This is a genomic window from Massilibacteroides vaginae, from assembly GCF_900178525.1.
Lineage (GTDB): Bacteria > Bacteroidota > Bacteroidia > Bacteroidales > Tannerellaceae > Massilibacteroides > Massilibacteroides vaginae.
On record NZ_FXDJ01000009.1, the window covers coordinates 809761 to 830084 of the forward strand.

At 41.6% G+C, this 20324-nt stretch carries 16 protein-coding genes; 7 read left to right on the plus strand and 9 right to left on the minus strand.

Translation table 11 applies throughout. The features are described from left to right. The first annotated feature begins 62 nt into the window (after positions 1-62). On the plus strand, positions 63-1592 hold the full coding sequence (locus B9Y81_RS11820; protein ID WP_085537121.1) for a GH3 auxin-responsive promoter family protein: 1530 nt from the start codon (positions 63-65) through the stop codon (positions 1590-1592). On the opposite strand, the gene B9Y81_RS11825 is transcribed toward B9Y81_RS11820, so the two are convergent. Further along, positions 1571-2350, minus strand: coding sequence for a phosphatase PAP2 family protein (locus B9Y81_RS11825; RefSeq protein ID WP_085537122.1), 780 nt, complete (start codon positions 2348-2350; stop codon positions 1571-1573). The two genes, B9Y81_RS11820 and B9Y81_RS11825, sit on opposite strands and share 22 nt — an antisense overlap. A gap of 97 nt (positions 2351-2447) precedes the next feature. Here B9Y81_RS11825 and cysS point away from each other — a divergent pair, with 97 nt between their 5' ends. Further along, a complete protein-coding gene (gene cysS / locus B9Y81_RS11830) occupies positions 2448-3923 on the plus strand; it encodes a cysteine--tRNA ligase (RefSeq protein ID WP_085537123.1) in 1476 nt (491 codons plus the stop codon). Between the two features lie 6 nt (positions 3924-3929). Here the strand turns inward: cysS and B9Y81_RS11835 are convergent, their stop codons facing one another. The 5 genes from B9Y81_RS11835 to B9Y81_RS11855 all read right to left on the minus strand — a co-directional run bounded on the left by B9Y81_RS11835 (position 3930) and on the right by B9Y81_RS11855 (position 10693). Further along, positions 3930-4817, minus strand: coding sequence for a DUF3108 domain-containing protein (locus tag B9Y81_RS11835; protein ID WP_085537124.1), 888 nt, complete (start codon positions 4815-4817; stop codon positions 3930-3932). Next, positions 4756-6666, minus strand: a complete 1911-nt coding sequence (locus tag B9Y81_RS11840; protein WP_085537125.1) for an Ig-like domain-containing domain — start codon at positions 6664-6666, stop codon at positions 4756-4758. The genes B9Y81_RS11835 and B9Y81_RS11840 overlap by 62 nt, the downstream gene beginning before the upstream one ends. Positions 6667-6743: 77 nt before the next feature. Further along, the gene (locus B9Y81_RS11845; RefSeq protein WP_085537126.1) at positions 6744-8009 is read right to left on the minus strand and encodes a DUF2851 family protein; all 1266 of its coding nucleotides are present in this window, start codon (positions 8007-8009) and stop codon (positions 6744-6746) included. Positions 8010-8322: 313 nt separating this feature from the next. Then, on the minus strand, positions 8323-9177 hold the full coding sequence (locus B9Y81_RS11850; RefSeq protein ID WP_085537127.1) for a sugar phosphate isomerase/epimerase family protein: 855 nt from the start codon (positions 9175-9177) through the stop codon (positions 8323-8325). Between the two features lies 1 nt (position 9178). Then, positions 9179-10693, minus strand: a complete 1515-nt coding sequence (locus tag B9Y81_RS11855) for a Gfo/Idh/MocA family protein (protein ID WP_085537128.1) — start codon at positions 10691-10693, stop codon at positions 9179-9181. 398 nt (positions 10694-11091) lie between these two features. On the opposite strand from B9Y81_RS11855, the gene ribF reads away from it, so the two are divergent. Genes ribF through B9Y81_RS11870 form a run of 3 tightly spaced genes read left to right on the plus strand, consistent with a single transcriptional unit; the run spans position 11092 to position 14377 of the window. Continuing rightward, positions 11092-12027, plus strand: coding sequence for a riboflavin biosynthesis protein RibF (ribF, locus tag B9Y81_RS11860; protein ID WP_085537129.1), 936 nt, complete (start codon positions 11092-11094; stop codon positions 12025-12027). Between the two features lies 1 nt (position 12028). Further along, on the plus strand, positions 12029-13087 hold the full coding sequence (locus B9Y81_RS11865) for a M20 family metallo-hydrolase (RefSeq protein WP_085537130.1): 1059 nt from the start codon (positions 12029-12031) through the stop codon (positions 13085-13087). Between the two features lie 9 nt (positions 13088-13096). Further along, positions 13097-14377, plus strand: a complete 1281-nt coding sequence (locus B9Y81_RS11870; protein ID WP_085537131.1) for a lipopolysaccharide biosynthesis protein — start codon at positions 13097-13099, stop codon at positions 14375-14377. Between the two features lie 11 nt (positions 14378-14388). Here the strand turns inward: B9Y81_RS11870 and B9Y81_RS11875 are convergent, their stop codons facing one another. After that, positions 14389-15219, minus strand: a complete 831-nt coding sequence (locus B9Y81_RS11875; RefSeq protein ID WP_085537132.1) for an ROK family protein — start codon at positions 15217-15219, stop codon at positions 14389-14391. A 147-nt stretch (positions 15220-15366) separates the two neighbouring features. Here B9Y81_RS11875 and B9Y81_RS11880 point away from each other — a divergent pair, with 147 nt between their 5' ends. Together B9Y81_RS11880 and B9Y81_RS11885 are read left to right on the plus strand one after the other, a co-directional pair. Continuing rightward, positions 15367-16203, plus strand: coding sequence for a hypothetical protein (locus tag B9Y81_RS11880; protein ID WP_085537133.1), 837 nt, complete (start codon positions 15367-15369; stop codon positions 16201-16203). Between the two features lie 43 nt (positions 16204-16246). Continuing rightward, positions 16247-17017 carry an NIPSNAP family protein gene (locus B9Y81_RS11885; RefSeq protein ID WP_085537134.1) on the plus strand — a complete coding sequence of 257 codons (771 nt, stop codon included), beginning with the start codon at positions 16247-16249 and terminating at the stop codon, positions 17015-17017. Between the two features lie 606 nt (positions 17018-17623). Here the strand turns inward: B9Y81_RS11885 and B9Y81_RS11890 are convergent. After that, a complete protein-coding gene (locus B9Y81_RS11890) occupies positions 17624-18859 on the minus strand; it encodes a hypothetical protein (RefSeq protein WP_085537135.1) in 1236 nt (411 codons plus the stop codon). Between the two features lie 12 nt (positions 18860-18871). After that, positions 18872-20098 carry a DcaP family trimeric outer membrane transporter gene (locus B9Y81_RS11895; protein ID WP_085537136.1) on the minus strand — a complete coding sequence of 409 codons (1227 nt, stop codon included), beginning with the start codon at positions 20096-20098 and terminating at the stop codon, positions 18872-18874. Positions 20099-20324: the final 226 nt, after the last annotated feature.

Here is a 20324-nt window from a genome sequence, read left to right on the forward strand (position 1 = left end):
TATAACAAAGATATAAATAAAAAGAGAATGCCTACATTTGCAGTTGCACAATTAAACTGAGCATGGATATTTTAACAAAAACTCTTTCCCTTTTTTCCCAAGGCAGGCTAAAAGCAATCGATCAATTCGCTGAAAATGCAGATCAAATACAACAAAAACAATTAAAAGGCCTTTTAAATGCTGCCCGTAATACGGAGTGGGGCAAGAAGTACGATTATAAATCAATCACATCATACAGCCTCTTTAAACAGCGTGTTCCGCTTCAGACCTATGAAGAGATCAAGCCTTTTGTTACCCGGATGATCAATGGAGAGAAGAATATCCTCTGGCCCTCAGTTGTTAAGTGGTATGCGCAAAGTAGCGGTACCACGAACGACCGCAGTAAATTCCTGCCGGTAACGAATGAAATATTGCATGATTGCCATTATAAAGGCGGCTTTGATAGTGTAGCCCTCTATTTGAGGAACAACCCGCAGAGCCGTTTTTTTATGGGAAGAGGGTTGATTCTTGGAGGAAGCCATAGCCCTTCGCCTTTAAATCATGAGGCGCATTGTGGAGACTTATCGGCAGTTTTACTTCAGAATCTTAATCCGCTGATTAATTTCATTCGGGTTCCTTCAAAAGAAATAATCCTGATGGATGAGTGGGAAAGTAAAATTGAAGCAATCGTAAATAACACCTATAATAAGAATGTAAACAACCTTTCCGGTGTCCCTTCCTGGATGCTGGTATTGATCAAGGCTGTTCTGGCAAAGACGGGGAAAGCTGATCTGACGGAGGTATGGCCCGATCTGGAAGTATTTTTCCATGGAGGAATAAGCTTTGAGCCTTATCGGGAACAATATAAATCGCTTATTTCGACAGACAGGATGCATTATGTAGAGACCTACAATGCCTCTGAGGGATTCTTCGGCATACAAAGCGATCTTTCCGATAGCAGTATGTTGCTTATGATCGACTACGGCGTTTTTTATGAATTCATCCCGGTGAATGAATTAGATAACGAAAATCCAACTATACTACCGCTTGCAGAAGTAGAAACCGGGAAGAACTACGCGATGGTAATCACCACTTCCGGTGGTTTATGGAGATACCTGATCGGTGATACTGTTCGATTCACTTCGCTTCGCCCGTTTAAGTTTGTTATCTCAGGAAGAACAAAACACTTCATCAACGCCTTTGGCGAAGAATTGATGATTAATAATGCCGATAAAGCCCTAAGTCAAACATGTAAAGAAGCGAATGCTATTGTAAAAGAATATACGGTTGCCCCTCAGTTTATCTTAGAGCAAGCAAAAGGAAAGCACCAATGGTTTATTGAGTTTGAAAAAGAACCGACAATATCTATTGCAGAATTTGCAAACAGATTGGACAAGCATCTTAAGGAACTTAATTCCGACTATGATGCCAAACGCTATAAGGATATTTCATTGATGGATCCGGAAATTATTCCGGCTAAGCCCGGTGTTTTCTATCAGTGGCTGAAAGAAAAAGGCAAACTTGGCGGTCAACACAAGATTCCCCGACTGAATAACGACCGGACTCATATTGAAGAGCTATTGGCTATTAATCAGAAACTGAATGACAAATAAACGCCTCCTCCCTGAGGTGTGATCGATGGTGCTAAAACCAAGTTTTTAGCGGCTTTTGCATTTACTTGTTTCGCAATGGCATTGCGAATCGGGAAATAAATCAAATAAGAAAGTTCGACCGACAAAATTCCAATCCCGGCTCCTGCCAACACATCCGATGCCCAATGGCGGTTGTTGTGTATGCGCAAAGCCCCTACGAATGCCGCCATCGCATAGCCTGAATAGGCCAAAACAGGCGCACTGTCTTTAAATTCTTTATACGCTAAGTGAGCTCCCAGAAAAGCATTCGCGGTATGTCCTGATGGAAATGAATACGGTCTGCCGTCCGGTCGTGTTTCGTCTATTGTATTCTTTAAACCGTGCACCATTCCTGCATTAAACCCTTCGGCCAGTGTAAGAAGAAAGATTTGATCAACGAAGTTGTGCTTCTCTTTCGCAAACAAATCGCAAACAAACACCCAACCAAACATCCCCCACTCCATATAGTCATCTATACGAATCTTTTTCGCCGAATTTTTACGAGAAATAAGATGAAAATCCTGCCAACCGTCTATAGCTGTACCTAAAGCACCGGCAGCAATTAATGAACCGGGCAGAATAAGACTTTTGGCATTGAAAGAATAAGGCATTACGGGCATTTTTTCCGTAACAATATCCTGTGTAGAGCTTGATAATGTAGTCAGACTATCTGTAGTTGTTGAAGAAAATCCTTTCGAGACAAATAAGAATGTGAAAAGAACAGGAAATAGAATCTTCATACACGTATACGGTTTTATTTTCATGTGCGCAAAGATATAACGCTTACGTAGATTATTTCTATATTTGTGTCTGTTATTAATGATTATAAGAATAATTATGGAACATCCGTTGCACATTCACAATACATTGACCCGTAAGAAAGAACAGTTTATACCTCTACACGCTCCGCATGTCGGACTATATGTTTGTGGACCTACGGTATATGGAGACGCGCATTTAGGACATGCCCGTCCGGCAATTACGTTTGATATCCTTTTCCGTTACCTACGCCATCTTGGCTATAAAGTTCGCTACGTACGTAACATTACAGATGTAGGCCATCTGGAACATGATGCCGATAGCGGCGAAGACAAGATCGCGAAAAAAGCACGTTTAGAACAATTGGAACCCATGGAGGTTGTGCAATATTACCTCAACCGGTATCATAAAGCCATGGATGCCCTGAATGTGCTTCCGCCCAGTATCGAACCTCATGCTTCAGGACATATCATTGAACAAATTGAGTTGGTGAAAACTATTCTGAAGAACGGTTTTGCTTATGAAAGTGAAGGTTCTGTTTATTTTGATGTGGAGAAATACAATAAGCAGCATAATTATGGTGTCCTTTCCGGACGTAATGTTGAAGACATGCTTAATACCACCCGGGAATTAGACGGGCAGGAAGAGAAGCGTAATCCTGTGGATTTCGCTCTTTGGAAGAAAGCACAACCCGAACATATTATGCGCTGGCCTTCTCCTTGGGGTGCCGGTTTTCCCGGATGGCATTGCGAATGTACGGCCATGGGCAAGAAATATCTTGGTGAGCATTTTGATATACACGGAGGGGGAATGGATCTGGTGTTTCCACATCATGAATGCGAAATAGCACAGGCAATTGCTTCTCAGGGAGATGATATGGTGCATTACTGGATGCATAACAACATGATCACAGTAAATGGGCAGAAAATGGGTAAATCACTGGGGAACTTTATAACATTGGACGAGTTTTTCGACGGTAGCCATAAGATGCTGCATCAGGCTTATTCGGCAATGACAATCCGGTTTTTTATTCTTCAGGCTCATTATCGCAGCACGGTAGACTTTAGTAATGAAGCACTTCAAGCGTCAGAGAAAGGATTGTCTCGTTTGATGGATGCGTATGCAAATTTACAAAAGATAACCCCATCGGAAACTTCCACAGTTGAGGCCGAAGGAATCCGAACGAAATGTTATGAGGCTCTGAATGATGATTTGAATACGCCAATTGCTATTTCTCACCTATTCGATGCCGCCCGTATAATCAACACCGTAAAAGACGGTAAGGGTACAATCACAGCTGCCGACCTGAAAGAACTGAAGGAGATATTCGATCTGTTCTTATTCGATCTGTTGGGCGTACGAAATGAAGCTACTGCTGCCGGAAATTCGTATGAAGTATTCGGAAAGGCAATGGACTTGTTGCTTACGATCCGTCAGCAAGCAAAACAAAATAAAGATTGGGCCACTTCAGATAAAATCAGAAATGAACTGACTGAAATTGGCTTTGAAATAAAAGACACGAAAGACGGTGCCGAGTGGAAGTTAGGGAAATAAACCTCCCTACCTTCTGTCTTTTGGCATTTCAATCCGGCAGGTGAGCGGGTATTTCAATCCCGAAGAAGATGTATAGTAAGCCTCAGCCGCTCCAAGTTTAAGTTTTGCACGTAAGCGCACAGGAATACGGTTCTCATCGTCTCCTATCCATATTTCAGCAGCAGATTCACTCTGCTCGAACACATCGTCATAGATATCCATCGAAAAGTGAAGGGTTTTAAATTTAGCGTTGTCGCGCTCAAGAATCTCTTGCCCTCTGTAATGAAACCCTACGTTCACCACATCCCTACCGATCATAACTTTAAAAGAGAAACGATCTCCGTTTTTTAATTTCTTATAATCCAATGAGCGGAGATACAAAAGAGAACTCATCATATCAAAAGTACAACCCTCTGACACCAACATGGTGTCAATCCGTACTCTTGTAGGGCTATATCGAAGTGAATGCGCCGAAACCTCGTCGCCTTTATACGAAAACGTAATCTTGTCGATCGAATAATATCCCCCTTCATTAGAATTCTTTCCGGAACGGATCAATACCCTGTCTTTGTCATGAAAACTGGCTAATGTATCTCTCATTTTATAAATGGATTCAAACATTCCGGTAGTTCTGAACAACAAACGATAGCTATATCCGGGAGCATTATCTTCGTTCGTTTTGCGGTAATCTATAGAGGCTTGTCCGGCTTTAGGCATCAGAATTCCCCATTTAAAATACAGAGCGTAATTAACTTTTTCGCCCGTTACAAATGGTTCATTTATAAAACGGCATTGCCCGGAAATATTTTGCTGCACACAAAATACTAAGCAGATAATTAAAAGTAAATTCAGCCTAAAATGGCAAACCCGACATTCCCCGGCTACCTGAGGATTGATTGTTTCTCGTTCCCTCATTCTTGTAATCTCTCTTTGGTTTTGTTACTTCTTTCGGTTTATTCTTCGTGATATCCATCGGTTTCTGACCGACAACAGGAGTTGATAAAACAGTCCAGGTCTCTTCTACGTCCCAGTTTTGCATTACATCAAATACTTTAGGATAATAATATACGGTTTCAGGCTGACGCTTATCAGCATAGTTACCGGTATCCCATACCCCATTTTCATTTTTGTCAACGATTAACCGGGCATAATATTTATCCGGCTTCAAATTCATAAACAACACGCCCCCATCTTTTACAGGAGCCTTCCGAACAGGAGCATCGTTAGTACTCAACAGTTCTACAAACGCAGGTTCATTTATATCCGGAATATTTATATATAAATTACCATATTCATCCTGCTTTTTAATCTTGAAAGTTCCCGAGAAGGGATCATTCCATTTTCCAAATACGCTATGAATAACCGCAGAGTCAATCACAAGCCTGTATTCTTCCGCATAATTCCATTTCCGGTGAATGAAATAGGCTAATGAATTTGTTGAGTCCGGGAAAAGATTGAATTCCGCCGGAGACCAAATGGAATCCTGCATTTGTTCCAACAAAAACCAATCCCGGGACACATCAAGTACAGGCTCATTAAACTCAACATGTATGGTATCGAAAATATCCAATTCGCCCGGCAAATACACATTTACGCCCAAGCCTACAGGCTTTTCTTCGTCTTCCTTAGATTTCTTTTTTTGATTCGGGCGTCGGCGTGAAAGAAATTGTAGTGTATCCGTTTGCGCTTGTAAAATATTCAGCGAGTCACTTTTCGGATAGGTCAATTCAAACTGCAACGTATCTTGCGCAATCAGTGTGGGATCGGTAATCCAATAATTTACAACACTACCGTTTTCGAGCGTTTGAGCGTAATACCAACTGCTGTCTGAAGGTACGAAATTAAGCGGAACAGGTGTCGGGATTGTATCTAATGGCGCGTTAAAGGTCAATACACCTAAATGCTCCTGCGGACGGTCGGTTTTTTGCAGGTATTGACGAATAAAGATCTCCTTAAATAAAAACAATTCAATATCATCCGGCATGAAACGGGTATATGGAATAGTCATAACCGTATCCACTGTTAGCGAATCTTTCCAGATGGTGTCTTGCCGGGTTGTGAATTCGAATGTAGGGAAAAAAGTAGAATCATGAAACGCGATATCTTCGCCGGGCTGATCAAATCTGAAATCCCTGTTTACGTCATTCAGCGCGAAAACGCGGTATGTTCCTTCCGCTATATTCCGTATGGTGAACTGCCCTTTATCATTCGTTTTACTGGTTCGTAAGAAGGGTGTTTTTACGAAAGCAGAATCTTCCAGATTATTATGCAGCCCAACAACAATACCGGGCATCGGCTCTAGGTCTTCCGCGTTCAGTAACGTTCCGGACACCTCCAATGTATCGATCGCGTCTCCGGTAGAAAAGGCAAACGAGAAATTTTCCAATACATTTTTTTCGTTGTTGTCCGAAAGAGAATTGGTAAAGTCAATCGTATAGGTCGTATTTGCTTTCAACGAATCTTTCAGCTCAATCAGCACTTTCCTGCCGCTTGGACGAATTACGGGCATGGCTAATTGAGGCGGCGTAATGATCACATTTTCCGACGGATTATCTACCTGTATTAATTCATCAAACAATATTTCGATCTTGTTACCCGTATAATTTGTCTGATTAGGAGAAGGAGTACTACTGATAAACCTCGGAGGAAGTTCATCATAAGGTCCGCCATTAGGTGACGCGATGTTGGCACAAGAGTAAAAAAGAAAAAACAACATACATCCTGTTAACGCCAGAATATAGAATCTTATATTGCTGTATTTCATTAAATTTCGTATTACAAAAGGCAAAAATAGGGAAAATACTGTCACAGAGTCGCTTCAACTCAGTGAAATAATGTTTCTTAAGACTTTCTTTTGAGATAATAGTAGCCAATACGGCAATACATACATTTCTTTTTTTCACAATATTCCCGTTTTAACTGAATTACAGCTTGTGAATCCGCGGCATTTCGGGGTTGAATACCCGCTTGCTGAAAAAGCCGGCAGATTGAATTCTGCTCCGCAGGGATACGTTCCAGAATCTGTATTGCGCGTTCGCAGTATTCTTGCTTGTTTTTTTTCTTGCCGTAAGCAAAAAATAAAGACGCGACCGTGTTTATAATTAAAATATTAATCGCATTCTCGCCAATTAATTTGGGCTTGGAAGCCGACAGGTGCCGGAAATTATAATGCGTAAGCCAATAATCGGAAGGTTGGACACGAAAAAAAGCTCTGATCTCGTTTAACGTGTTTGCCTCCAGCAGTTGAGAGAAAAGGGTATCATGCGTAAACCACAACACAGCCAATTGTGCGAGTTTGACATGTGGAAAACTGACCGGGCGTGTTCTCAGACTTCTGAAAAGGGTTGTATCCAAAGGAGTCAGATCAAACTTATGCGCCAGAAACCGATATTCCCGTCTCAGCAAACGATAGTATTCATCCCCATGTTCTTCTTCCAACATTCCGGCCTGACCGAACAGCAAAGCCTCTACCTGAGATATGCTGTGCCTGTGTTTCTGAATATATCGAAGCGGCAAACCACAGGCTAACTGTTGAAAAGCATCACTATTCAGACCGAACCCGAAATTACGGGTGAGCAGAATATAAAACACCTCATTCCAGTCTGACTCATTTTGTTCAAGAAGCGTGAATATATCCTGTGTTTTACGTTCCAACCGTTCACTTGTCAGCACATTCAGCCACGAAGAAAGCAAAAAAGCATCCGTTCCATTAATAACAGAAGCACAGGGCAACACCCTTTCCGACAACAACAATTGCCGAATATTCTTCCGAATATGCTCCGGAACAGGAAGCACTAATTGCGGAATCACCTCGCCATTGGAACGACAAATCGGCATATCATTTTCCTCCACAATATGCAAAATTACCGTATCATAAGCCTTATCCTTGTCATGCCCATGCCTCATCCAATCCGAAGCCTTTGTATGGATTTCAATACTACCCGCCCAGACCGTATCCCCATCCTTAATTTTCGCATTAAAAAAGTCGGGACCCGCATCCGAGTTTGGTATTCCCGGATCGATCACAGAAATTTCATTTCCATCGATAATATTCAATCTTGAAGAATAAAGCCTGTACTTCCAGACATAATGAAGCAACCGTTCCATATGAAATTCATAGTTATGTTTACCACACAAAACTACTTTAAATTCTTAATGAAAAGAAAGAGGTCTGCCAAAAAAAATCCGGCAGACCTCATTAGTCCCAAAAAAGAATAAAGGATATTTTTTCAAATAGTTTCTATATCATCAAAAAGAAATCCTTTATTTTTCTTTTTCCATATATATAGAAAAACTTTACCACAACTATAGTAAAGTTTTTCCACAGTTATAGAACTGTTTTTCCACAGCTATAGAAAAAGAAAAACAAAGGTTATACAGACCGATTTATTCTATTTGTTTGCTTTTTTATTCTTAACAATCAAAACAGCTCATTTGCTACCTGATTAAAATAGTCGATACATTGTTTTATATCAGGCACGGAATTGTCCCAGTTGTATTCGTATTCGATGGAGAAGACGCCTTTGAAATTTTGCCTTTTGAGCTCTTTCAACATGGCTTTCACATCCAGAATTCCTGTTCCCCAGATCATGTCATGCTGTTCTGCTTCTCCGGCTTTCTTTTCCGCGATGTCTTTGAAATGAAGAGAGATGATGCGTCCTTCCAGTTTTTTCAGACAGTCTATCTGGTTTAATCCTTCACGACGCCAATGTCCTACATCCGCACTTGATCCGATTAGTTTGCTTCTGTTTTTAATTGCATTAAGCAGATTGTCGGGTGTCCAGTAGTCTGATGGCTGTGGATGGTTGTGTACGCTTATTTTAATCTTATATTGCTCCGCCAGTTGCTCTACTAAATCCCAGTCTTTTAGAGCAGGCTCACAGGAAATAAACTCGAGGTCCATTTGTTTCGCGAAAGCAAACATCTTTTCCCAGTCGGATGATTTTTCTGCTACATACACCCCACAGCCTACAATCTTAATTCCTTTTGAAGCGGCTAATTCCTTAATTTCACGCTGTGTTGTAGCGTCGAGATTAAAGTCGAACACCTTATCTCCCCATTTTCCGCCCAGCTTATGTCCGGGATAAATCTCGATATTTTTAATTCCTAATTGATTTGTTTTGTCAAGCGCTTCAATTAGCGAAAACTTATGGAAAGAGTAAGATTGCATCCCAAGACGCCATCCGTTTGCCTCTGCTTTTGATTGTGCCATTGCCGGTAGTGCCAATAGCGACACCAGCAGGAGGAGTATTGATTTTATACCGTTCTGTTTCATGTTATTTAGGCATTTCTGGTAATGAGAAACCATTGTTATACGTATGCTTAATCCATTCGTTAGCCATATCCTGAGCGTTGAACTCTGCAAATCGCCGATCAAATCGAGGGTCTCCGTCGATAACCTTAAAATCATCTACGGTTACGATCTTGATCTTATCAGACGCCGAAATATTAGTGAAACGCATATTCTCGCCATCCCACTGTAGTTCACGGTGAAGGCCGTTTAATCCGGACAAACGAACGGCAAGAACGCCCATAACCACCATTTCATTGAACGGACCTGAAAATTGGAAGTTTGAGGAAGCTTCGGTACGGTTATCCGGAGATTCCTTACAGGCACGTATCCAATCCTGTTCATGCGCATTGGTATTCCATATATCACCGTTTCCTCCTTTAACTCTTGGAATTGTGGCTTTAGGCTGATTGAAATGATCCATTGCGGAGAAAGGAAGCAGCGTTGGGTTCATGCCGTAACAACCGGTCATGATCTTTCCTTTTGTTCCGATAAAAATGATTCCTCCGTTTTCGTCTCCCATCATATCTCCGTCTTTCAGTTCTTCCGGACGAGGAGGCATTAATCCACCGTCATACCAATGTACTTTCACTTCCGGCATTTTTACGTTTCCTTTCGACGGGCGAGCCGGGAATGTATACGTTACCACTTGCGCGTGAGGAGGTGAATACATATTGCTGAGTGTAGAACTTCCAATTACACTTGTGGGGTACTTCAAATCTAACGCCCAATAGAGAGGGTCCATAATGTGGCAGGCCATATCGCCGAGGGCTCCCGTACCGAAATCCCACCATCCGCGCCAGTTCCACGGTGTATATACCGGGTTATACGCACGTTTCTGTGCCGGGCCTACAAAAAGATCCCAATCCAGAGTAGACGGTGTTTTCATTTTATCCTTAGGTTCTTGCAAGCCCTGCGGCCAGATCGGACGGTCTGTCCAGCAATGTACTTCAAAAACATCTCCGATAACACCGGATTGTATCCATTCGGCTATCTGTCTGCACCAATCAAATGAGTTTCCCTGATTTCCCATCTGCGTAGCCACACGGTATTTTTTCGCGAGTTTAGTCAGCAAACGGGATTCGTAAACGGAGTGTGTTAGCGGTTTTTGCGTATAGCAATGCTTCCCTAAGGTTATGGCATGAGCGGTTACCCCGGCATGTGTATGGTCCGGAGTGGCTACCATAATCGCGTCAATGGAACTACCCATCTGGTCAAACATAACCCGCCAGTCTTTGAATTGCTTTGCTTTAGGATAGTCTGCGAATGTTTTTGCGGCATATTTCCAGTCTACATCACAAAGGGCTACAATGTTTTCCGTCTTCATGTTGGCCAGATTACGACGCCCCATGCCTCCGACTCCAATCCCTGCGATATTCAGTTTGTCGCTCGGCGCTGTATATCCATGTGATTTCCCTAAAATACTACCGGGAACGATAGTCAGTCCGGCTGCTGCGATTGCTCCCGTCCGGATAAAATCTCGTCTTGAAATGTTTTTCATGCCTATTTATTTTAAAGTTAAACAATATTCATCCGCGTATTAAAAATCACACTTGTATCACCATTTTTCAGTGCGACTTAAACCTTGCTTTTGCTTTATTTTGGTGTTTTCTCTATAAAGAAACAAATAAAAACGCCAGAATCACTATTTATCACCTGATTAAATTAGATGGGAGATCCAAAACAGTTATAGTATTCATGGATAGCCAGATAGGGATATTGCTTTGCTGGTTTGTTCTCACAAATAAGTAAACCGTCCGATATATACATCTTCATCTTTATTCGTTCTTTATATAATATGACACCGGAGAACGAAAAACTACTTACAGTACGCCTCCCCTCTTTTGGCTGATTGTTGCGTTTCGTTATCTTTGTAACCTAATGTAAAGAATGACTACGATGATAGTTTCGAAGGGAACGGATATTCCGGAGACAGAGGGATTGGTTGCTACAATCGGCTTTTTTGATGGTGTTCATCTTGGACATCGGTTTTTGATTGATGAATTAAAGCGCGTAGCGGAAGCTAAAGGACTGCCTTCTGCTGTGATTACTTTCTCTGCACATCCGAGAACGGTATTGCAGCCGGATTTCCATCCGAATCTGTTAAATACGTTGGACGAAAAATTAACTCAGCTGGAAACAACCGGCTTGGATTATTGTATTGTGATGGATTTCTCGGAAGAATTGTCTCAATTATCCGCTCAAGCGTTTATCACCCAAATTCTGAAAGAACAGCTGAATGTAAAAACCTTACTGATCGGCTATGACCATCGGTTTGGTCATGATCGCACAGATGGCTTTGAACAATATGTAGCTTATGGAGCTGCTTGCGGCATGAATGTTATGAAAGCATCGCCTTATGAAGCGGAGGATGTCACGGTCAGTTCTTCCGCCATACGTGACAAACTGCTGAATGGTGAAGTAGAAGCTGCCACTAAGTTATTATCTTACCCATACAGTTTAACCGGGCACATTGTAGATGGTTATAAAGTGGGGCGTAAACTTGGATTTCCTACGGCCAATATTGTAGTAAACAACCCGGATAAAATAATACCCGCGATAGGTGTTTATGCCGTTTGGGTTTATGTGGAAGGGGAGAAACACAAGGGAATGTTATATATAGGCGACCGCCCTACTTTGCAAAATGGCACTCATATTACCATGGAAGTGAATATTCTAAACTTCGACCGGAATATTTATAATAATCAAATTACAGTAGCGTTCATTAATTATGTGCGTGGAGACTATAAGTTTAACTCACTTGAAGAGTTGAAAGATCAATTAGCCGCAGACCGGGATGTAGTTGATAAGAGGCTCGATAAAACAGCAAAATAGTATGGAACAGTTTTTTTACGAAGCAATAGATACACTAAAAGGAATGATTTCCCGCTCATCATTTAGCCGGGAAGAAGGAGATGTTGCCGACTATTTGAATGAAGTATGGACCTCTGCCGGCCATCTTGTTAACCGAGAAGGCAATAATCTTTGGATCGTATCTCCCGGCTTCGACTTAAACAAACCGACGATACTGCTTAATTCGCATATAGATACCGTTAAACCGGCCTCCGGTTGGACTAAGGATCCTTTTTCACCAGACGAAAATGATGAAGATCAGTTGTTCGGTTTAGGGAGTAATGATGCCGGAGCAAGTGTAGTATCTCTTTATGCCGCATTCGCACAACTTATTCAAAAAGAGCAAACTTACAACCTGATCTTTTTAGCTTCCGCAGAAGAAGAAGTTTCCGGAAAAGAAGGTATTGAAAGAGCCTTGAAAGAACTTCCACCAATCACTTTCGCGATTGTAGGTGAGCCAACTGAAATGCAACCGGCTATTGCGGAAAAAGGACTGATGGTGTTGGATTGTGTAGCTAAAGGACAAGCCGGCCATGCGGCTCGTAATGAAGGAGTAAATGCCATTTCAGTGGCTATGAAGGCGATAAATTGGTTTCACACCTATCAGTTCCCTGAAAAAAGCGACTTTCTTGGTCCGGTGAAGATGAGCGTAACGATTATCCATGCCGGAAGTCAACATAACGTAGTGCCCGATCGTTGTGAGTTTACGGTAGATATCCGGACAAATGAATTCTATCCGAACGAAAAACTATTTTCATTGATAAAAGAGCAGGTTGATTGTGACCTGAAAGCCCGCAGCTTCCGTCTTAATTCTACCCGTACGGATTTAGACCATCCTTTTGTACAGCGCGCCTTACTAATGGGCAAAGAACCTTTCGGTTCTCCTACATTAAGTGATCAAGCGTTAATGTCTTTTCCTTCTGTAAAAATGGGTCCCGGACAATCTTCCCGTTCGCATACAGCAGATGAATTTATTCGTCCTTCGGAAATCAGGGAGGCGATAGACACCTATGTACGCCTGTTAGACGGACTCCAACTTTAGTTCAAACCCATGTTTAGAAAAGTACTCGAAACAATCGGAACACGCTACGTTGTTGCTTTGCTTAATCTGGCGCTGATCTTTATCAATGCCCGGGTACTTGGAGTTCATGGTGTTGGTCTGGCCGGTTTGATCATAGCTGCCGTCACCATCGTTGTTTCTGTTAACAGTCTGCTTAGCGGAAACACGATTGTTTACTTTATGAGTAAATATCCGGCACGATTAGTTTTGCTGCCGGCTTATCTATGGATCCCTGTCAGTTCTGCAGCAGTCAGCCTGCTGATGTATGCCTTAGGTTTATTTCCCGAAAATTATGGAATCGATATCTTTTGGCTTAGCCTTCTAAACTCCTTTGTTGCAGCCAATTCTCGTTTTCTTTTGGGAAAAGATAAAGTAAAAGGATTTAATCTGACTTTTCTTCTTCAGGGAGGATTATTGTTTTTCTTACTTCTTTATTTCTATTATATACGTGAAGAACAGAGCATTCAGTCCTATTTATGGGGAATGTATCTGGCAAACGGTATAGCCTTATTTGTAAGTTCCCTGCTGCTTATCCCTCATCTTGTAAAACCTGAAAAAGAGACAACAAAAAAGCCGTATTTCACGCTTGTACGTGAAATGTTTGTTTACGGACTTTGGAGTAGCGCGGATAATCTGGCCGAGATATACACCACCAGATTAAACTATTTTATGCTACGTCATTTTTCCGGATTAGGAGCAGTAGGTCTGTTGGATGCAGGCACAAAAATATCAGAAAGTGTATGGCACATAAGTCGAAGCGTAAGCCTTATCACATACAGCGAAGTTAGTAGGCAGAAAGAAAAAGTCGCACAAAAACAGATCGTGCTTCGCTTAGTTAAGTTCACTTTTTTTGCTGTCTCAACAGTTACGTTGCTTATCACGTTAATTCCCGAATGGATTTATACAGATTATTTATTCACCCCTGAATTCACCGGGATACGCCAAATAATTTTAATCCTTGCCCCCGGTATAATTGCCTTTGCATGCAATAATGTTTTAGGTCACTACTTCATCGGCTCAGGCAAGATCCGGTATAGCGCATACTGTTCGTTTACAGGACTATTTGTACTCATTACCGTCGGATATTTCCTAATCCCCACCTATGGCATTACAGGCTCCGCCATAACCTCCAGCATAGCGTTCTTATCTATGCTTACATGCTCAACAACGCTATTCCTAAAACAAACCTCAACACATTTCCAAGAGCTCCTCCCCAACAAACAAGACTTTAGATTTATTGCGGAGAAAGTGAAAGATCGTTTTCAACGATAAAAAGCACAGATTCACTCCTCCACCAACCCTGCTGCTCCTAAGATGGCGATGTCCGGATTGGTTGAGATGCGTATTTGTAGCTTTTCCATGGATTTGGGGTAAGGGAATTCTTTCATGGCTTGGTGCATTGCCGATTCAAATAAGGGGAATGCTGTAGTGATGCCGCCTCCGAATATTATTGCTTCCGGATCGTAAGCGAAGACAATGGTTTCTACTAAACGCCCCATGTGTATGCCGAATTCTTCCCATATCCGGAGTGCTTCGGGATCGTTGTTCCGGGCTTTTTCGGCGGCTTCTTTTCCGGTCGTATTGTGTTGTGTTTTAAAGAACATGCTTCCGCAGTAATCTTCTAATGTAACGCCCAGATAGGGCAGACAGCCAATTTCTCCGGCACCGGTATTGCTTCCTCCGTACAAATGATCGTTGATGATGATACCCGCTCCTACTCCGGTACCCAACGTAACACCTACCAGATGTTTAAACGGACGACCTTCGCCGAATTTCTTTTCTCCAAGGGTAAAACAGTTGGAATCGTTATTGATATAAACGGGAACGTTAAACTCGGATTCAAGAATGTCTTTTAAGGGAACTTCTATCCAGGATGGAATGTTAGCCACATTGTAAACCACTCCCGTTTCACTATCCAATACCGACGGAACGCCAACTCCAATTCCTCGTGTTTGAGGAGTCATCATTTTGCTGATCTGTGCTTTCAGATAGGTGAGCGATTCCTCTAATGGCATTTGTCCCGGACTTGGGGCCGTGATTTTATTTACTAATCGGTCATCAGACAATTGACCGATGCGGACATTTGTTCCTCCTAAATCAATTCCTAGTATCATAATATTATATTAGATGTAATGATTGCACAAAGAAAAGCTTTTTTTCAATATTAGCGAATCTAAGCGGCCTATTTCTTATATAACTGCATTTTTATTACTAAATCTCCTCTTATTGTCTATATTTGTCATAGAAATCAAAAATACCATATGAAACTGATTGCTGAGAGTGGCTCAACAAGAGCTGAATGGGTGCTGGTAGATCAAGATATCGTACTGCAAAGAGTCTTTACGGAAGGGATAAATCCTTTCTTTCAGAACAGAAGGGAAATCAGTCGGGCTGTTCGCCTGAATTTACCGGAGGCTTTTTTTAAGCGAAAATTAGAGCATGTCTATTTTTATGGGGCAGGGTGTAATTCAGAAGAAAAGAAGGGCATTCTTTCCGCATCACTTGTCGCGCAATTCAAATCTCCGATTACTGTTGAAAGTGATTTGCTTGCAGCAGCACGCGGACTCTTTAAAAATGAACCGGGTATTGCCTGCATTTTAGGAGCCGGCTCAAACTCTTGCTTCTATAATGGAACGGATATTGTGAAAAATGTACGTCCCGCAGGCTATATATTAGGAGACGAAGGAGGAGAATCCGTTTTAGGAAAACGTTTTTTGGCAGACGCTTTAAAAGATCTTGCACCAATTGGATTGACAATGGATTTTTATGATAAGTTCCGGATTACGGCGGATAACGTGATGGACTCGGTCTATAACGCGTCTTTCCCCAATCGCTTCTTAGCCACTATTTCTTACTTTCTGGCAGGTTATCTGGACAACGACTATGTATATGGCTTGTTTACGGATAATTTAAGAAGTTACTTCACCCGTTGCGTGTGTCAGTATAATTACGAGAGATATCCAATACGTTTTGTCGGTTCATTTGCCTCTAAGCATGCTGATATTCTGGAAGAAGTTGCCCGTGAATATGATATAGAGATCGACCTCATACTCGAAAGCCCGATGTCCGGACTGATTGAGTACCATAAGTCTTTCTGATTTTTTAAAAAAACTACAATAACAACAGTCTTAATTTACTATTATGAAACGCAGACAGTTTATTAAAACGGCTGGAATAATGGCCGCCATTCCCGCGGTAGACAGCATGGCATCTGTTCACTCTTCGTATGCCCAAGAAAAGGAAATATACGAATGGCGTATTTATACGTTGACAGCAGACAAAACCGAGTTAGATGATTTTTATCAGCAGGTTTTAATTCCGGCCTATAGCACATTTAATATAGCGGTTGGCGCTTTTACTCTTTACAAGAAAGAAGAGCAGGAAAAACGTTTCTACCTCTTTGTTTACCCCAACATCACGACCTATCATAAAGTTAAAAAGGAAATATGGAAAAATGAATCTTTCCGCAAAGCGGCTCAACCATTTTATAATACTTCGGCTGTTAATCCGGTCTACACCGAATTTGAAACGTTTTTATGCGAAGCTTTTGACGGGATACCCAAACTTTCTAAACCTGATAAAAATAGAACCGTATTCGAATTTCGTAATTACAAAAGTCCGAATGAAGAAGCCAATCAACGAAAAGTACACATGTTTAATGTAGATGAAATGGCAGTTTTCGACAAAGTAGGTATTAATCCGGTTTGTTACGGAGAGGTATTAGCCGGTCCGCGTATGCCATCCCTCATTTACCTGACTTGGTATAAAGACATAGACACCCGCAATGAGGCTTGGAAAAAGTTTGGAGAACATCCTGATTGGTTACGCATTAAGGTTTTGCCGGAATACGCGAACACAGCGACAGACAATAAAAACACCCTTCTTTCACCAATGCCGTATTCTCAAATTTAAGTTTTTGAAGAGTAAAATTTCACCTAAAAACTGAGACAAAAAAGGCTACCTAAAAAGACATAGTAATATCTTTAAAAACATAAAGGTTATTTTTGGAAACATAAAGGATATTTTTTCAAAAATAACCTTTATGTTTTTCGCCTCTATAACTCATTGATTATTAGAGCCTAAAAACCTCAGCATTTTCCTCTCTGTCAACCCGATTCCCCTCTCTGTCATCTCGACCTACTTCCCTGTCATTCCGACCATCCCCTCCTTGTCATCTCGACCGAAGTGGAGAGATCTCTGCATAAGGCTTCGTTCAACAATAGTCAGACGGTATGAGATGCTTCGACAGGCTCAGCATGACAGCGGTTAATGGTATGATTATATGGTGGTTCTCTTCCCTGTCATCTCGACCATCCCCTCCTTGTCATCTCGACCGAAGTGGAGAGATCTCTGCATAAGGCTTCGTTCAACAATAGTCAGACGGTATGAGATGCTTCGACAGGCTCAGCATGACAGCGGTCTGATTATGGGATGGTTGGCACGAAAAAGGGGCGATTTTTTTCGCCCCTACATCGGTTTATAATCAATAGATTGTATAATTTGTTGTGAAATGTGCGATTAGAATGAGTAGATCATTACTCCCAGAATACGGTGGTTGGTTATTGAATGGGTGTCTTTTACTTTGCCATTCTCGGGGTTTATTGTTCCGTACCAGGCGATAGACGGCATATATTCAAATCCGAATTTCCAATGTGAAAGATTATAGGTCAATTGCACTTGAGTGGATAGTAATTGATCTAAGTTTAGTCCTGTTCCGTAGGAAATGCCATTTATTGGGTCGCTTGTTCCAAGATTTTTCATATAACCAATGAATAGACCCGGCTTCCACTTCTTTCCATAAACGATGTTTAACCAAGTGGAAGAGTTGCGGTAGGGGGTGTAATCCGTTTCTCCTGTAATAGGATCAATTGCTGTACTTGCATATCCGCCAATCATTGAATTATGCACCTGATTGGATGCCAATAGTGTTTTTCCGGCCACAAACCAGTCGGCAGACGTATATTTCACGTGTGCTTCAAGGGAAAGCGCGTTAACACGTTCGTTCACCTTGAAAGTATTTGAGTTTCCGCTTTCATCGTTCACAACAGACTGTGTACGGGGAGTGATAGACAAAAAGTCAACTCCGACACCCGCTTGCCAATTCGTTGTTTTATAGTCGAGACCGGCATAAAGTTCGGGGATACAGCTGTTTTTAATGTAATCTTCCGCTTTCCCTTTTGGTCCGGTAGATAAATATTGTAACTGCCATACGGTGGAAGCTTTGAGTTGCCAGTTGTTATGAATGTATCGGTATGTTAACTGCGGACTTCTGTTAAAAGGTTGGAAAGGACCTCCGGTAGATAGATTAAGTACTTGCGGAAACACATCACCAAACAGCGGATGCCAAGCCTGACCAATTGTTACGTCGGATTTTCCCCAATCCAGATTAACATAGGCATGACGGATACGCAGCATGGCGAAATTACTTCCTGAACCGCGAAAATCGCCTTCAATTTTCACCGTCGAAACCGCATTGCCAATATTTGGTCCTGTAATATCTATTCCCAGACGGGAATAAAGTAAGTACATACTACCATTGGGCGTCGAGTTCAGATCTTTCCCGTTCGCATCTAATTGTTTATCTTTAGGAAACAGGAAAAACAGCCCATCTACCATCTCTTCGTTCGCACGTGAGTTGTAAAATAAGTCGCCACGTAATTGGCCGTAGAATTTATACGAAAAGTTTTGCCGTTGCGCCCAGGAATTGTTTGTCAAACCAAAAAGAAAGAGAATGAAAACCCATAAAAACTTCATAAATTTTAGCTATTAAAAATAATACATTACCATGCCAAGAAAACGATGATTCGTTACCGCCTGCGAATTTACTACTTTTCCTGTGGCAGAACAAATTTGTCCGTACCAGGCAGTTGCCGGACAATACTCAAACCCGATCAGCCAATTCGGCAAATTATATGAAAAAGCGGCATTAAACGTTAACAATTGATCAATTGCCAAACCCAGCCCGTACACCTTATCGGCTGAAACCAACGGGTCGTTTGTTCCCAGATTTTTGGTATATCCAACAAATAAACCCGGTTTCCATTTCTTGCCGTATGTTATATTAAGCCATGAAGTAGCGTGTCGAAAAGGAGTATATTCCTGCTCGCCGGTCGATGCATCTACCCTTTTAACGCCATATCCGCCAAGCAAAGCCGTTTGATCTAAAGCAGAAGCCATAATGGTTTTAGCGGCAATTGAAAATTTCTCGCCTGTATAACGCGCGTGTGCTTCGTAAGAAAAAGTAGTCATTCGCTCATCCACTTTATATTTTTTATCGTTCCACTCGGAAACTGCACGAGGAGTTAATGAGATCAAATGAATTCCGGCTCCAACCAACCATTCCTTTCCCGAGATAAAATCTGCCCCTGCGTACAATTCAGGCACACAACTATTCTTAATATAATCTTCACTCATTCCTTTAGGTCCGCTGGAAAGATATTGTAATTGCCATAAAGCGGAAGCGGTCAGTTTTAGTTTGTCCTTCCTATATTGATAGCGTATTTGCGGGCTGCGATTAAAAGGCTGGAAAGGAGCTCCGGTAGATAAATTTAACATATCAGGCATAACCGATCCAAAAAGAGGATGCCATGTTTGCCCGATCAACAACTGGCTGCGCGTCCAATCCAAGGCTACATAAGCCTGCCTGATACGTAGCATTGTTGTGCTTGCGGAAAAACCACCGAAGTCTGTTTCCACTTTAGCCGACGAACGCGCGGTTCCTATTTGCGGTCCCTGAACATCCATCCCCAGTCGCGTAGTGAAAGTATAAAAACTACCGTTAGGTGTCGCGTTTAAATCTTTCCCATTGGCATCTAAAGACTCATTAAGCGGAAACAGGTAGAAATTACCATCTACCGGAGCCATATTCGCTCTGGTATTATAAAAAAGGTCACCCCTAACAAATCCGTAAAACTTATATGAGAAATTTTCTTTTTGCGCAAAAGAGTACGTATTAGTAAGGATCAAGCTTAATAACAAATAGTAGTGTTTCATTGGAGGTTTTTGTATACTAAAAGCGACTTTGCTTTCGGGTCGCAAATATACTTTATTTTGTGTTTCCGTTTATGAAATAATAGAATATAACGTAGGAAAAACAACAAAAAAGGAAAAACTTATCCGGCTGCCCGGTCGAAAAAAAGAAAGACCGAAATAGATTGCCGATGGCTATACTATCCTGCAAATTACAAATAAGATATTCAGAAATACCGAAACCATTTGC

What these genes read in the sequence shown, in the direction of transcription:
- B9Y81_RS11850 (WP_085537127.1), bottom strand. Translation starts at nt 9,177, where the DNA reads ATGAAACAGAACGGTATAAAATCAATACTCCTCCTGCTGGTGTCGCTA.
- B9Y81_RS11895 (WP_085537136.1), bottom strand. Translation starts at nt 20,098, where the DNA reads ATGAAACACTACTATTTGTTATTAAGCTTGATCCTTACTAATACGTAC.
- B9Y81_RS11865 (WP_085537130.1), top strand. Translation starts at nt 12,029, where the DNA reads ATGGAACAGTTTTTTTACGAAGCAATAGATACACTAAAAGGAATGATT.
- B9Y81_RS11875 (WP_085537132.1), bottom strand. Translation starts at nt 15,219, where the DNA reads ATGATACTAGGAATTGATTTAGGAGGAACAAATGTCCGCATCGGTCAA.
- B9Y81_RS11880 (WP_085537133.1), top strand. Translation starts at nt 15,367, where the DNA reads ATGAAACTGATTGCTGAGAGTGGCTCAACAAGAGCTGAATGGGTGCTG.
- B9Y81_RS11840 (WP_085537125.1), bottom strand. Translation starts at nt 6,666, where the DNA reads ATGAAATACAGCAATATAAGATTCTATATTCTGGCGTTAACAGGATGT.
- B9Y81_RS11820 (WP_085537121.1), top strand. Translation starts at nt 63, where the DNA reads ATGGATATTTTAACAAAAACTCTTTCCCTTTTTTCCCAAGGCAGGCTA.
- B9Y81_RS11885 (WP_085537134.1), top strand. Translation starts at nt 16,247, where the DNA reads ATGAAACGCAGACAGTTTATTAAAACGGCTGGAATAATGGCCGCCATT.
- B9Y81_RS11855 (WP_085537128.1), bottom strand. Translation starts at nt 10,693, where the DNA reads ATGAAAAACATTTCAAGACGAGATTTTATCCGGACGGGAGCAATCGCA.
- B9Y81_RS11825 (WP_085537122.1), bottom strand. Translation starts at nt 2,350, where the DNA reads ATGAAGATTCTATTTCCTGTTCTTTTCACATTCTTATTTGTCTCGAAA.
- B9Y81_RS11845 (WP_085537126.1), bottom strand. Translation starts at nt 8,009, where the DNA reads ATGGAACGGTTGCTTCATTATGTCTGGAAGTACAGGCTTTATTCTTCA.
- B9Y81_RS11890 (WP_085537135.1), bottom strand. Translation starts at nt 18,859, where the DNA reads ATGAAGTTTTTATGGGTTTTCATTCTCTTTCTTTTTGGTTTGACAAAC.
- ribF (WP_085537129.1), top strand. Translation starts at nt 11,092, where the DNA reads ATGATAGTTTCGAAGGGAACGGATATTCCGGAGACAGAGGGATTGGTT.
- cysS (WP_085537123.1), top strand. Translation starts at nt 2,448, where the DNA reads ATGGAACATCCGTTGCACATTCACAATACATTGACCCGTAAGAAAGAA.
- B9Y81_RS11835 (WP_085537124.1), bottom strand. Translation starts at nt 4,817, where the DNA reads ATGAGGGAACGAGAAACAATCAATCCTCAGGTAGCCGGGGAATGTCGG.
- B9Y81_RS11870 (WP_085537131.1), top strand. Translation starts at nt 13,097, where the DNA reads ATGTTTAGAAAAGTACTCGAAACAATCGGAACACGCTACGTTGTTGCT.